This window comes from Streptomyces violaceorubidus (assembly GCF_000717995.1).
Classification (GTDB): domain Bacteria; phylum Actinomycetota; class Actinomycetes; order Streptomycetales; family Streptomycetaceae; genus Streptomyces; species Streptomyces violaceorubidus.
Genome location: NZ_JODM01000023.1, coordinates 89,832 through 102,917, shown reverse-complemented (window position 1 = coordinate 102,917; position 13,086 = coordinate 89,832). Strand labels below are relative to the sequence as shown.

General features: G+C 73.4%; 12 protein-coding genes. 6 read left to right on the top strand and 6 right to left on the bottom strand.

Features of this window, described 5'->3' with window-relative positions; genetic code table 11:
* The first annotated feature begins 235 nt into the window (after positions 1–235).
* Genes IE94_RS0124195 through IE94_RS0124175 form a run of 5 tightly spaced genes read left to right on the top strand, consistent with a single transcriptional unit; the run spans position 236 to position 4,730 of the window.
* The gene (locus IE94_RS0124195) at positions 236–778 is read left to right on the top strand and encodes an RNA polymerase sigma factor (protein ID WP_011029464.1); all 543 of its coding nucleotides are present in this window, start codon (positions 236–238) and stop codon (positions 776–778) included.
* Complete coding sequence (locus tag IE94_RS0124190) at positions 775–1,638, top strand: cupin domain-containing protein (protein ID WP_030188023.1); 864 nt, start codon at positions 775–777, stop codon at positions 1,636–1,638. Before IE94_RS0124195 ends, IE94_RS0124190 begins: the two co-directional genes overlap by 4 nt.
* Before the next feature lie 52 nt (positions 1,639–1,690).
* A complete protein-coding gene (locus tag IE94_RS0124185; protein WP_030188020.1) occupies positions 1,691–2,560 on the top strand; it encodes an ABC transporter ATP-binding protein in 870 nt (289 codons plus the stop codon).
* Positions 2,557–4,089 carry an ABC transporter permease gene (locus IE94_RS0124180; protein WP_030188016.1) on the top strand — a complete coding sequence of 511 codons (1,533 nt, stop codon included), beginning with the start codon at positions 2,557–2,559 and terminating at the stop codon, positions 4,087–4,089. The genes IE94_RS0124185 and IE94_RS0124180 overlap by 4 nt, the downstream gene beginning before the upstream one ends.
* Positions 4,090–4,109: 20 nt before the next feature.
* Complete coding sequence (locus IE94_RS0124175) at positions 4,110–4,730, top strand: ABC transporter (protein ID WP_106977991.1); 621 nt, start codon at positions 4,110–4,112, stop codon at positions 4,728–4,730.
* 46 nt (positions 4,731–4,776) lie between these two features.
* On the opposite strand, the gene mshD is transcribed toward IE94_RS0124175, so the two are convergent.
* Positions 4,777–5,706: a mycothiol synthase gene (gene mshD, locus IE94_RS0124170; protein ID WP_030188004.1), complete on the bottom strand. Its 930-nt coding sequence runs from the start codon at positions 5,704–5,706 to the stop codon at positions 4,777–4,779.
* A gap of 171 nt (positions 5,707–5,877) precedes the next feature.
* Here mshD and IE94_RS0124165 point away from each other — a divergent pair, with 171 nt between their 5' ends.
* Positions 5,878–7,704: a bifunctional metallophosphatase/5'-nucleotidase gene (locus tag IE94_RS0124165; protein ID WP_030188002.1), complete on the top strand. Its 1,827-nt coding sequence runs from the start codon at positions 5,878–5,880 to the stop codon at positions 7,702–7,704.
* A 31-nt stretch (positions 7,705–7,735) separates the two neighbouring features.
* Here IE94_RS0124165 and IE94_RS0124160 read toward each other — a convergent pair whose 3' ends face one another.
* The 5 genes from IE94_RS0124160 to IE94_RS0124140 form a co-directional block, all read right to left on the bottom strand.
* On the bottom strand, positions 7,736–9,190 hold the full coding sequence (locus tag IE94_RS0124160; protein ID WP_030188000.1) for a sensor histidine kinase: 1,455 nt from the start codon (positions 9,188–9,190) through the stop codon (positions 7,736–7,738).
* Positions 9,187–9,927 carry a response regulator transcription factor gene (locus tag IE94_RS0124155; protein ID WP_030187997.1) on the bottom strand — a complete coding sequence of 247 codons (741 nt, stop codon included), beginning with the start codon at positions 9,925–9,927 and terminating at the stop codon, positions 9,187–9,189. Before IE94_RS0124155 ends, IE94_RS0124160 begins: the two co-directional genes overlap by 4 nt.
* Before the next feature lie 91 nt (positions 9,928–10,018).
* Positions 10,019–11,056 (bottom strand): S1C family serine protease, encoded by a 1,038-nt coding sequence (locus IE94_RS0124150; protein ID WP_030187994.1) that lies wholly within the window; start codon positions 11,054–11,056, stop codon positions 10,019–10,021.
* Between the two features lie 159 nt (positions 11,057–11,215).
* Positions 11,216–12,238 (bottom strand): LacI family DNA-binding transcriptional regulator, encoded by a 1,023-nt coding sequence (locus tag IE94_RS0124145; RefSeq protein WP_106977990.1) that lies wholly within the window; start codon positions 12,236–12,238, stop codon positions 11,216–11,218.
* Between the two features lie 42 nt (positions 12,239–12,280).
* Positions 12,281–13,066 carry a response regulator transcription factor gene (locus tag IE94_RS0124140; RefSeq protein WP_030187989.1) on the bottom strand — a complete coding sequence of 262 codons (786 nt, stop codon included), beginning with the start codon at positions 13,064–13,066 and terminating at the stop codon, positions 12,281–12,283.
* Positions 13,067–13,086: the final 20 nt, after the last annotated feature.

The following is a 13,086-nucleotide window of genomic DNA, read 5'->3' as shown; positions in this document are numbered from 1 at the left end:
CAGCTGCGGGCAGTCGTGCCTCCCCCAGTGCCTGAACGGCCTGGGAGGTACCCCCAGGCGGCACGGGTGGGCGCAGCGGCACCCCGCTCCGCCGGGCTGTGTCCCCGACCCCCCGCGCCCACACCCACGCCGGGTGCCAAGGGAACGCGCCGGCCTCGCCATACCCCCTACCCTCACGAAAACCCGGCCCGGAGATCGTGTGAACCGGTCGGCCGGGGTCGTGCGATGAGGAGATGTGAGCGAAACGAGAAGCGACGGGGAGCTGCTGCGAGCTGTCGCGGCGGATGCCGACCGTCGCGCCTTCGAGGAGCTGTACCGCCGGTACGCGCCCTGGCTGACCGCCCGCATGCGCAGCCGCTGCGCCGACGCCGCCGTGGTCGACGACGTCGTGCAGGAGACCTTCCTCGCGGTGTGGCGCGGCAGTGCGCGCTACCGGGAGGAGGGGGACGTGGCGGGGTGGCTGTGGCGGATCGGGTCGCGGCGGCTGATAGACGCGCTGCGCGGCGAGGGTGCGCGCGGACGGCTGCGGCAGGCGCTGGCGCGGCTGCGGCACCGGGACGAGGTCTCGGCGGAGGAGCGCGTCCTCGCCGGGGTCGAGCACGGGGACCTCGCCGGCGCGCTCGTCAGGCTCTCGCCGGAGCTGCGCGCGGTGCTCCAGGCCACCGTCGTCGACGGGCTGACCACCCGTGAGGCGGCCGTCCTGCTCGGCATCCCGCCGGGCACGGTCAAGACGCGGGCGATGCGGGCCCGTCGGCAGCTGAGGGAGGCGCTGGCATGACGATCGAGGAAAGCCGTCCCCGGGACGCCTGGCACGTGGACGAGGACGACCTGCGGGCCTATGCCCGGGGCGAGCTCGCGGCGCCCGCGCTCTGGTCCGCCGACACCCATCTGACCGCCTGCGCCGCCTGCCGGGGCGTCCTCGCCGAGGTGAGTGACGGCGCCGCGCTGGACGCGGGGTGGGCCCGGCTCGACGCCGAGCTGGACGCGCCCCGGCCGGGGCCGATCGAGCGCCTGCTGGTGCGCTGCGGCGTGGGCGACAGCACCGCGAGACTGCTCGCGGCCACTCCCATACTGCGGCGGTCCTGGTTCGGTGCGCTCGCCGCCGTGCTGATCATGACCTTCCTCGTGGCCGTCACGGCCGGTGCCGCCGGCCGGCCCACCCTGTTCCTGGTCTGCGCCCCGCTGCTGCCGCTGGTCTCGGTGGCGCTCGCCTACGGGCCCACGCTGGACCCCACGCGCGAGATGGCCGTCGTCTCGCCGATGCACGGCTTCCGGCTGCTGATGATCCGTACGGTCGCCGTGCTCGTGGTGGCGCTCGGGGTGGGCGGTCTGGCCAGTCTCGCGCTGCCCGGGTACGGCGCGGCCGCCCTGGCCTGGCTGCTGCCCGGGCTCGCCCTCACCGCGACCGGGCTCGCGCTGACGCCCCGACTGGGCCCCGTGCTCGCACCGTCCGTGCTCGTGTGCGCCTGGGCGGCCGTGCTGCTGGCCGCGGACGCGGCCCGCGCGTCCACGGACGGTCCGCTGGCGCCGTTCACCGCGGCCGGACAGGGCGTCTCCGGGTGTGTGGCGGTGCTGGGCGCCGGGCTGCTGTTCCTGTTCCGCGACCGGTTCGACGTCTCCGCGCGCGGCGTGGCGTGAGTCCTTCGTTCTTCTTGATCCTTCTCATGTACGGAAGTGCCGTATGACCTCCCTGACCCCCACCGTCTCCGCGTCCGGGCTCAGCCTCCACTACGGGCGCACCCGCGCCCTCGACGACGTGTCGCTGCGGCTGACCCCGGGCGTCACCGGGCTGCTCGGGCCCAACGGCGCCGGGAAGACCACGCTGCTGCGGGTGCTCGCCACCGCCGTGCCCGCGGACCGGGGGGCCTTCACCGTCCTCGGGCACGACCCCGGCAGCGCGCGCGGCAGGCAGGAGGTGCGGCGGCGGCTCGGCTATCTGCCGCAGACGCCCGGTTTCCACCCGGACTTCACCGCCTTCGAGTTCGTCGACTACGTGGCGATCCTGAAGGAGCTGGCGGACCGCCGGGAGCGGCACCGCGAGGTGCGGCGGGTACTGGAGGAGGTCGACCTCGGGGACGTGCGCGGGCGCCGGATCAAGAAGCTGTCCGGGGGCATGCGGCAGCGGGTCGCGCTGGCCGCCGCCCTGGTGGGGGACCCGGGGTTCCTGGTGCTGGACGAGCCGACCGTCGGCCTCGACCCCGAGCAGCGGATGCGGTTCAGGGAGCTGATCGCCGGGGCGGGGGAGGGGCGGACCGTGCTGCTGTCCACCCACCAGACCGAGGACGTGGCGATGCTCTGCCACCGCGTGATCGTCATGGCGGCCGGGGCCGTGCGGTTCGACGGGACTCCGGCCGAGCTGACCGCGCGGGCCGCCGGGCGGGTGTGGAGCAGCACGGAGAAGGACCCCGGAGCGAAGGCCGGATGGCGCACCGGGACCGGTTCCTTCCGGAACGTGGGCGATCCGCCCCCTGGTGCGGAGCCCGCCGAACCGACCCTGGAGGACGGCTACCTGCTCGTCCTCGACGGCGCGGGCACGACCGGCACGGAGATGGCCGCGTGAGCGCCGTGGTGACGGAGGAGTCCGTGCCCGCGCGGACGCCGGTCCACGACGGTCCCGACCGCCGCGGAGTGCGGGCCGTGCTCGCCCTGGCCCGGTTCGAGGCCCGCAAGCTGCTGCTGGGCATCCCCGTCCTCATCGCCTTCGCGGCCTACGTCGCGTGGATCGTCTGGCGCACGAGAACCTCCTGGGACGGCAGCCCCGCCCTCCAGGACGTCGACCGCGCCACCCAGTCCACGCCGATGCTCGTCGGCCTCGCCGTCCTGCTGTGCGCCGCCCGCGCGGTCATCCGCTCCGAACGGCACGGCACCGAGCCCCACTTCTCGGTGCTGGTCCTGCAGCCCTGGCGCCGTACGGCAGCCCACGCGCTGTCCGTCGTACCGGCCGCCCTGCTCACCGCCCTCTGTGTGGCCGGGCAGTTCACCTGGGAGGCGCTCAAGCCGGGCGCGGTCGGGCACGGTTCGCCGGCCGAGCTGGCCGTGGGGCCGCTGACGGTGCTGGCGTTCGGGGCGCTCGGGGTGCTGCTCGGCCGGCTGGTGCGGTCGGCGCTCGCCGCGCCACTGCTGGTGGTCGTCCTGCTGTTCACCTCCGTCCTCGGCACCGGGCCGAGCGAGGAGAGCGGGCTGTCCTGGCTGGTGCCGGTCGTCTCCGTGACCGGCCCGGACACGCTGCCCTCGGATCTGCTGGGGCGGCCCGCCGCCTGGCACGCCCTGTACCTGGCGGGCGCGGCCCTGTGCGTGGCCTTCCTCGCCGTGGCCGTCGCCGGTGGGCGCGGGATCCTCGTCCGGGCGGGCCTCGCCCTGAGTCTGGCGGCGGCGGTGACGGGCGGGGTGCTCCAGGCCGGAGGCGTGACGCCCTCGCCGGAGCTGACCGCGGCCCGCGAGCGTGCCTCGGTGCGCCCCGAGCTGACCTGCTCCGAGCACGGCCGGTCGAGGTACTGCGCCTTCCCCGAGTGGGCGCCGCGCACCGGTACCTGGGCCGGTGTCGTGGACCGCGTCCAGGCCCTGGCCGGCGGATCCGCGCACGACCAGCCCCTCGTCGTACGGCAGCGGATCGACGCCCGGTCCGGGCTGGGGACCGACAGCGCGATCCCCCCGTCGACCGAGCCGCACCGGGTCACCGTGGGCACCGCCTGGGGCGGCAACCGGGTCCCCGAGTTCTCCACTGCCGTCGCCGCGGTCCTCGTCGCGGGCACGGAGGCGGCGAGGAGCGAGCTGTGCGACGGGCGGATGGTCACCGTCATGTGGCTCTCGCTGAGCTGGCAGGACGACCCGATGGACGCGCTGCGCCGGGTCCGCCTCGACGACAGTGTGACGGGCTCCGCGATCGTCCTGTCGCCCACCAATCCGCTGTCCATGACGGAGGGCCAGACGGACGTCGTACGCCGTCTGCTGAAGGACCCGCCCGCCGGGACCGGGGCCCGGGTCAAGGAGCACTGGGCCGAGCTGACCGCACCGGGCGTCACGACCGCCCGCGTCGCCGAACTGCTGGGCGTGGCCGGGCCGGGGAAGGCGGACTCGTGCGAGGACTGACACCGGCCCGAGGAGTGACGGTGGATCTGGTCGGCTCGCTGTGGCGGACGGTTCCCTGGCGTGTCCTGGCGGTGGCGGGGGCCCTCGGCCTGCTGATCGTCGGCACCCCGCTCGCCACCGGCGCCGAGCCGGCCTCCTGGCAGACCTTGCTGCTGCTGCGGGGCGCCGCCCTGACCGGTGGGCTCGGGCTCGCCTTCCTGCTGGACGACCCGGCCCGCCACCTCACCGCGCCCGTGCCGACGCCGAGGCTCGTCCGGCAGGCGCTGCGGGCGGCCCTGGTCGCGCCGTTCGCCGCGCTGTGGTGGGCGGCCGTCCTGCTCCTGACCCCCTCGGCGTCCCGGCCCCCGGTCGGCGGGATCACGTTGGAGGCGGTGGCGGTGGGTGCCTTCGCCCTCGCCGCCGCCGCCCTGGCCGTACGGCTGACGGACGAGGCCCGTCCGGGGCCGTTCGTCGCGGCGTCCCTGCTGCTCGCCGCAGTCCTCGGGCCCCTGCTCGCGCCGGAGGACTGGGCGCTGTTCGTCCAGGCCGGCGATCCGCGCTGGCCCCTCGCGCACGAGCGGTGGGCGGTGCTGGCGGCGGCGACGGCCGTGGCGGGGGCGGTGTGCGGGCCGGAGCCGTTGGGGCGAAGACGTGGCCGGTGAGCGGCTCCCATCGCGGCGGCCGGACTGACCCCCACGGGCCGGCGGCTCAGGTCTCCGTGCGGTACATCAGGTCCGTCTCGTGGGTGGTGAATCCGAGGCGCTCGTAGACGGCCACCGCCGCCTTGTTGTCGGCGTCGACGTACAGCATCGCCGTGGGCAGTCCCTGCCCCTCCAGGTGGCGCAGGCCGATCGTGGTCAGGGCCTTGCCCAGGCCGCCGCCCTGGGCGTCGGGGCGGATGCCGAGCACGTACACCTCGCCCAGCCGCTCCTCGGCGTGCACCTTGGTCCAGTGGAAGCCGATCAGTTCGCCGTCCCGCTCGGCGAGGAAGAACCCGGCCGGGTCGAACCACGGCTCGGCCTCGCGGTCGTCGAGGTCGCGCTGGGTGAGCGAGCCCTGCTCGGGATGGTGGGCGAAGGCAGCGGCGTTCACGGCGAGCCAGGCCGCGTCGTCCTGGCCGGGCACGAAGGTGCGTACGCTCACGCCCTCCGGCAGCACCGGCTCCGGCAGGTCGAGACCGGCCAGCGGACGGCGCAGCTGGCGCAGTTCGCGGAAGAGGGACAGCCCCAGCACCTGCGCGAGGTGCCGGGCCGCGGAGTGCCCGCCGTGCGCCCAGATCCGCAGCCGCTTGCCGGAGGCGGCGAGCAGCGCGGACCCCAGGGCCCGTCCGTGGCCCTGGCCCCGGTGCGAGGGATGGACGACCAGCTCGGCGGCCGGCGGCTCGACCGGGTCGGTGCCCTCCAGCTGGGCGTAACCGACGAGTTCACCCCCGTCAAGGGTGAGCAGGAGGTGCGCGACGCCCTCCCGGGCAGGGCCGCGCAGCTGCAACCGGCCCTGCTCGGACACGGCGTGCTGGCCGTCGTTCCGGGCCGCCTCGGTGAGCAGGGCGAGTACGGCGTCGGTCTGCTCCGGCGCGAGTTCGGCGAGGGTCTCGATCGAGCGGGGGCGGCCGGGCCGCACGGTGTCGTCGCTGGTCATGCATACGAGGTTAAGGGGCGGGCACGGCAAAGCGGCGGCAGCGGACGAGGGCGAAGTTAAACCAGGCTGTAACCCGGAAGCCCTGTCGCGCTACGCGCGTTGACTCTAGGCTGCTGCGCCGACGAGCCGTCTCCTCAGCGGCTCGCGCCACGCACACCCACAGGGGGGCGCATGCCAGCCACAGCACAGCCGCACCAGCCGCGTCGCAGACGTCGTACGAGCCGTCTTCTCGTCGCCGCGGCCACCCTCGCCACCGCCGGGGCGCTCGCCGCGGCGGCGCTGCCGGCCTCGGCGAGTGCGGGCGGAGACGACCGCGGAGCCGCCGGACACGGCCACGGCCAGGGCCGCTACCAGGACGTCCAGCTCCTCTCCTTCAACGACCTGCACGGCAACCTGGAGCCGCCCGCCGGTTCCTCCGGCCGGGTCACCGAGGTCCAGCCGGACGGCACGACGAAGACGATCGACGCGGGCGGCGTGGAGTACCTGGCCACCCACCTGCGCGAGGCCCGCAGGGGCCACCGCTACTCCATCACCGCCGCGGGCGGCGACATGGTCGGCGCCTCCCCCCTCCTCTCCGGCCTCTTCCACGACGAGCCCACCGTCGAGGCGCTGAACAAGCTCGACCTGGACGTGACGAGCGTCGGCAACCACGAGTTCGACGAGGGCGCCAAGGAGCTGGCCCGCCTTCAGAACGGCGGCTGCCACCCCACCGAGGGCTGCTACACGGACAAGAAGTTCGAGGGCGCCGACTTCCCCTACCTGGCGGCCAACGTCCTGGACGAGAAGACGGGGGAGCCCCTCCTCAAGCCCTACTGGGTGTGGAAGCAGCGGGGCGTCAAGGTCGGTTTCATCGGCGTGACCCTGGAGGGCACCCCGGGCATCGTCTCGGCGGAGGGCGTCAAGGGCCTGAAGTTCAAGGACGAGGTCGAGACGATCAACAAGTACGCCAAGGAGCTCCAGCGCCAGGGCGTGAAGTCGATCGTCGCGCTCATCCACGAGGGCGGCTTCCCCGCCTCGTCCTCCTACAACTACGACTGCGACGCCCCCGGCGCGGGCGACGGCGTCTCCGGTCCGATCGTCGACATCGCCCGGCACATCACACCGCAGGTCGACGCGCTGGTCACCGGCCACACCCACAACGCGTACGTCTGCACGATCCCCGACCCGGCGGGCAACCCCCGCATGGTCACCTCGGCCTCCTCCTTCGGGCGCCTGTACACGGACACCACGCTGACGTACGACCGCGCGACGGGTGACATCGCCCGTACGTCGGTGAAGTCGGCGAACCACGTGGTGACGCGGGACGTCCCGAAGGCGCCCGACATGACCCGGCTGATCGGCAAGTGGAACACGCTGGCCGCCCCGATCGGCAACCGTCCCATCGGCTACGTCTCCGCCGACATCAACCGTGACGGCACCGAGTCCCCGCTGGGCGACCTGATCGCCGACGCGCAGTTCGCGTACGGCAGGGCGCAGGACCCGGAGACCGACCTGGCCCTGATGAACCCGGGCGGCATCCGCGCCCCGCTGACCTACACGGCCTCCGGCGCCGAGGGCGACGGCGTGGTCACCTACGCCGAGGCCTTCACGGTCCAGCCCTTCGCCAACACGGTGAACCTCAAGGACTACACGGGCGCACAGCTGATCCAGGTCCTCAAGGGGCAGGTGAGCGGCCCGAACGCGGCGGCTCCGAAGATCCTCCAGATCTCCTCCGGCCTCACCTACACCCTGGACCTGACCAAGTCGGGCGCGGACCGCGTGGTCACGGACTCCATCCGGCTGAACGGCTCGCCCCTCGACGAGAACGCCACCTACCGCGTCGCGTCCAACAGCTTCCTCGCGGGCGGCGGCGACGGCTTCACCACGCTGGGCCAGGGCACGAACGAACGCGTCGGCGCGGACGACCTGGCGGCGTTCGAGCAGTACCTGACGGCCAACTCCTCGGCCGCCGACCCGATCGCCGTGCCCGCGGCGGACCGGATCACGGTCGTCCAGTAGCCGGCACCCGGTTCCGGCGGAGCAAGGCGCCCTACACGGACTCGGGCGGCGGCGTCGGCGCGCCCGGCAGCCGCACGGTCGCGGTCGTGCCGTCGCCCTCCGCCGGAGTCAGGCTCACCGTGCCGCCCGCCTGCTGCACCGTCCGCGCCACGATGGACAGGCCCAGCCCCGAGCCGGGCAGGGCGCGGGCGCTCGGGGAGCGCCAGAAGCGGTCGAAGACGTGCGGGAGTTCGTCGGCGGCGATGCCGGGGCCGTGGTCGCGGACGGTGAGGACGCCGTCGGCGAGGCGTACGTCGATGGTGCCGCCCTCCGGGCTGAACTTCACCGCGTTGTCCAGGATGTTGACCACCGCGCGTTCCAGCGCGGCGGGTTCCGCCCGTACGTACCAGGGGTGGACCTCCGCCTCGATCGCCAGCTCCGGGCCGCGCAGGCGGGCGCGGCGCAGGGCCGACTCGACGACGTCGTGCCAGGCGAGGATGCGGGTGCGGCCCGCGTGCTGGCCGGTCTCGGGGCGGGAGAGTTCCTGGAGGTCGCCGATGAGCGCCGCCAGTTCCGTCATCTGGGCCTTCACCGAGGCGAGCAGTGCCTTGCGGTCGGCCTCCGGGATCGGGCGGCCGGTCTCCTCGCTGCGGGTGAGCAGCTCGATGTTGGTGCGCAGCGAGGTGAGCGGCGTGCGCAGCTCGTGACCCGCGTCGGCGATGAGCTGCTGCTGGAGGTCGCGGGAGCTGGCCAGGGACGAGGTCATGCTGTTGAAGGACCGGGAGAGGCGGGCGACCTCGTCGTCGCTGTCGTCCTCGACGGGGATGCGGACGGTGAGGTCCTCGGTGCGGGCGACGTGTTCCACGGCCCGGGTCAGATCGTCGACGGGCCGCAGTCCCGTGCGCGCCACCCACAGCCCGGCGACGCCCGCGCCGAGAACTCCGATGCCGGAGACAAGGAGAAGGATCAGCGCCAGGTCGTTGAGCGTGGCCTGGGTGCCCTTCAGCGGTACGGCGGCCATGAGCGCGGCGCCGGCTCTTTCCTGCGTGACCGGGTTGGTGATGGTCACCGGCAGCGTCAGCACGCGCAGTTCGGTGCCGTCCTCATCCGTGCCGTTGCGGAAGCTGCCCGAGCCGGGTGAACCCTTGTCGATGACCTCGTGGTCGGCGTCCGTCACCTTGATCTCACCCACCGAGGTGGTGAACAGGCAGACCGTCCCGCTCGCCGTGACCACCTGGGAGTAGGTCGTCCGCAGACCGTTGACGCCTTCCCGCGGAGTCTGCGAGCAGTTGTTGAGCGCTTCTCTGGCCTGGTCACGCTGTTGCGGGTCGTTCAGCATCGTGGCCTGCTTGAGGTCGCTGTCGACCTGGTCGTACAGCCTCCCTTGCACGATGAACCAGCACGTCACCGAAACCGCCGCCACCGCGAACGCCACCGCCGCCGCCACCAGCAGTGACAGCCGCGCCCGGATGGGCAGGGACCGGACCCGGCGGGCGACGCCTCTCACTCCGCGCCGCCCTGCCGCAGGACGTAGCCGACGCCGCGGACGGTGTGGACCAGGCGCGGCTCGCCGCCGGCCTCGGTCTTGCGGCGCAGGTACATGACGTACACGTCGAGGGAGTTCGACGACGGCTCGAAGTCGAAGCCCCAGACGGCCTTCAGGATCTGCTCCCGGGTGAGGACCTGGCGCGGGTGCGCCATGAACATCTCCAGCAGGGTGAACTCCGTGCGGGTCAGCTCGACCGGGCGTCCGGCGCGCGTCACCTCCCGGGTCGACAGGTCCATGGTCAGGTCGGCGAAGCTCAGGGTGTCGTCGTCCTCGGCGGTCGCCTCCACCGCCGCCGCGTAGGAGCTGCGGCGCAGCAGCGCGCGGATGCGGGCGAACAGCTCGTCCAGCTCGAACGGCTTGACCAGGTAGTCGTCGGCCCCCGCGTCCAGGCCGGTCACCCGGTCGCCGACCGTGTCGCGGGCCGTCAGCATCAGGATGGGCGTCAGGTCCCCCGCGCCGCGGATGCGGCGGGCGGCGGTCAGGCCGTCCATGCGGGGCATCTGGATGTCCAGGACGACGAGGTCGGGCCGGTACGCCGCCGCCTTCTCCAGCGCGTCGGCGCCGTCGACGGCGACCTGGGTGTCGTACCCCTCGAAGGCGAGGCTGCGCTGGAGGGCCTCGCGGACCGCGGGCTCGTCGTCGACGATCAGGATGCGCTGGATCTCGCGGTCGCGGTCGGCGTCTGCGGGGCTCATGGGATCGGGTCCTCGGGTGCGGTCGGGTACGGGTACCGGTACGGGGGTACGGGGTGTCAACGCCTTCAGCGTCGCACGTCTTCGCGCCCGCTCAGTCGCTCGCGCCCGCCCGGAGCCCGGCCAGGTCGGCCTTGACCGTGTTGATCGGGATGGCGAAGCCGAGGCCCACGCTGCCCGCGCTCGCGGAGGACTCGGTCGCCGAGTACATCGCGGAGTTGATGCCGATGATGTTGCCGTTCATGTCGATCAGCGCGCCGCCGGAGTTGCCCGGGTTGAGGGACGCGTCGGTCTGGATCGCCTTGTACGTCGTCGTGGACGAGCCGGTGTCGCCGTTGAACTGCTGCCCGCCGAACTCGAACGGCCACTGGCCGCCCTGCCGCTGCTGCTGTTGCTGCTGGCCCTCGTCCGTCGAGACGGTCACGTCCCGGTCGAGGGCGGAGACGATGCCGCTGGTCACGGTGCCGGTCAGGCCCTCGGGGGAGCCGATGGCGACGACCTGGTCGCCGACCCCGACGCCGGCCGATTCGCCGAGGGTGGCGGCCTTCAGGCCGGAGGCGTTCTCCAGCTTGATCAGCGCGAGGTCCTTCTTGCTGTCGGTGCCGACGACCTCGGCGGTGTACTGCTTGCCGTCGTGCGTCGTCACCTTGACGGAGGACGCGCCGGACACGACGTGGTTGTTGGTGATGATCTCGCCGTCGTCGGTGATGATCACACCGGAACCGGTGGAGGAGCCGGCGTTCGAGGTGGCGTTGATCTCGACGATGCTCGGGCTGACCGCCTTCGCGACGCCGGAGACCGTGCCCTTCTGGCTGGAGGGCACCACGGTGGTGCTGGTCGAGCTGGAGGCGACGGTGTCGCTGCCGGTCAGTTCCTGGATGCCGTACGCGGTGCCGCCGCCGACGGCCGCCGCGACGATCGCCACCGCCACCAGCAGGGCGGCGGGGCCGCGCCGCCGGGCCGGGCGCCTGCCGTGCGGCTCCTCGGGCTGAAGGGGCTGCGGGGGGATCCCGGGCGGCTGCGCCGGCGGGGGAGGCCACTCCGGGTTGACGGGAGAGGAGGCGTGCTGGAGGGGTCCCTGGGACGGGTTCGCGTGCTCGTACTCGCCGTTCTGGCGGAGGCTCTCGGTCATGTTCATGAGCTTCCCGCCCCCGGATGAGAGCGGCCTGAGCGCCGCCTGAGAAGCCCGGCAGAACCTCGTATGCCCGATATAAAGGCGCCCGGGCGAGGGCGAGGGCGAGGGCGAGGGACGAGGACGAGGGGCGAGGGCGAGGGCGTCGGGTGGGGTGTCCTACGCGCAGCCGCAGGACTGCCGCACCACTAGCTGCGACGGGAACACCTTCAGCCGCTCGCGGCGGGAGCCCGCCACCCGCAGGCCGTCGTCCAGGACCAGGTCCACGGCGGCGCGCGCCATCGCCGAGCGGTCGGAGGCGACCGTCGTCAGCGGCGGGTCGGCGAGGTCCGCCTCCTTGATGTCGTCGAAACCGGCCACCGCCAGCTCGCCGGGGACGTCGATACGCAGCTCGCGGGCCGCGCGCAGCAGGCCGATCGCCTGGTCGTCGGTGGAGCAGAAGATCGCCGGCGGACGCTGCGGCCCGGCGAGCAGCTCCAGCCCCACGCGATACGCGTCGTAGCGGTTGTACGGCGCCTCGAAGAGCCGGCCCTCGGTGGAGAGCCCGGCCTCCTGCATCGCGCGCCGCCAGCCCTCGACGTGGTCGGAGACCGGGTCGCCGACCGACGGCGTCTCGGCGGTACCGCCCATGCAGGCGACGTACGGATAGCCGTGCTCCAGCAGGTGGCGTACGGCGAGCTGGGCGCCGCCGAGGTCGTCGGTGACGACGGCGACGTCGTCGATGGCCTCGGGGCGCTCGTGCAGCAGGACCACCCGGGCGTCCCAGGCGTCGATCTCGGCGGCGGCGTTGTCGTTCAGCGCGTGGCTGACCAGGATCAGGCCGGAGACCCGCATGCCGAGGAAGGCGCGCAGGTAGTGGACCTCGCGCTCGCCGACGTAGTCGCTGTTGCCGACGAGCACCATCTTGCCGCGCTCGGAGGCGGCCCACTCGACCGCGTGCGCCATCTCCGCGAAGAACGGCTGGCGCGCGTCCGGCACGATCAGGCCTATGAGGTCCGTGCGCCGCGACGCCATGGCCTGGGCGACCCGGTCCGGGCGGTACCCCAGTTCCTTGATCGCGGCGAGGACACGCTCGCGCGTGGCCGGGGCGACCGGCCGGGGTCCGTTGTTGATGACGTAGCTGACGACGGCGGTGGAAGTCCCCGCCAGTCGCGCCACATCATCCCGAGTCACCTTGGCCACGCGCGGAGTCTACGCGGATGGACCCGCCCCGGGCAGGGCGTATCACACCTTGGTTGACCTGGCGCCGGCCGCCTCGCTCGGGTCGGGAGCCGTCTCCCCGGGCTCTTCGGCCCTCTGGGGCTCCGAGGTCTTCCCGGCCTTCTCGCCCTGCTCGGGCTTCTCCGGCGTCACGAAGCGGTAGCCCACGTTGCGGACGGTGCCGATCAGCGACTCGTGCTCGGGGCCGAGCTTGGCGCGCAGCCGCCGCACGTGCACGTCGACCGTGCGGGTGCCGCCGAAGTAGTCGTACCCCCACACCTCCTGGAGCAGCTGCGCGCGGGTGAACACGCGGCCGGGGTGCTGGGCGAGGTACTTCAGCAGCTCGAACTCCTTGAAGGTCAGGTCCAGGACCCGGCCCTTGAGCTTCGCGGAGTACGTCGCCTCGTCCACCGACAGGTCGCCGTTGCGGATCTCCATGGGGGAGTCGTCGCCGCCGAGCTGCTGGCGGCCCGTGGCCAGCCGCAGCCGCGCCTCGACCTCCGCCGGACCGGCGGTGTCGAGGAGCACGTCGTCGATGCCCCAGTCGGCGGTGACGGCGGCGAGGCCGCCCTCGGTGACGACGAGGACCAGCGGACAGCTGAGGCCCGTGGAGCGCAGCAGCTGGCACAGGCTGCGGATCTGCGGAAGGTCGCGGCGGCCGTCGACGAGGATGATGTCGGCGCCCGGGGTGTCGACGAGAGCGGGGCCCTCGGCGGGGGCGACGCGCACGTTGTGCAGCAGCAGGCCGAGGGCGGGGAGCACCTCCGTCGACGGCTGGAGGGCGTTGGTCAGGAGCAGCAGAGAACTCATCGTGCCCCACCTGCCTGGGA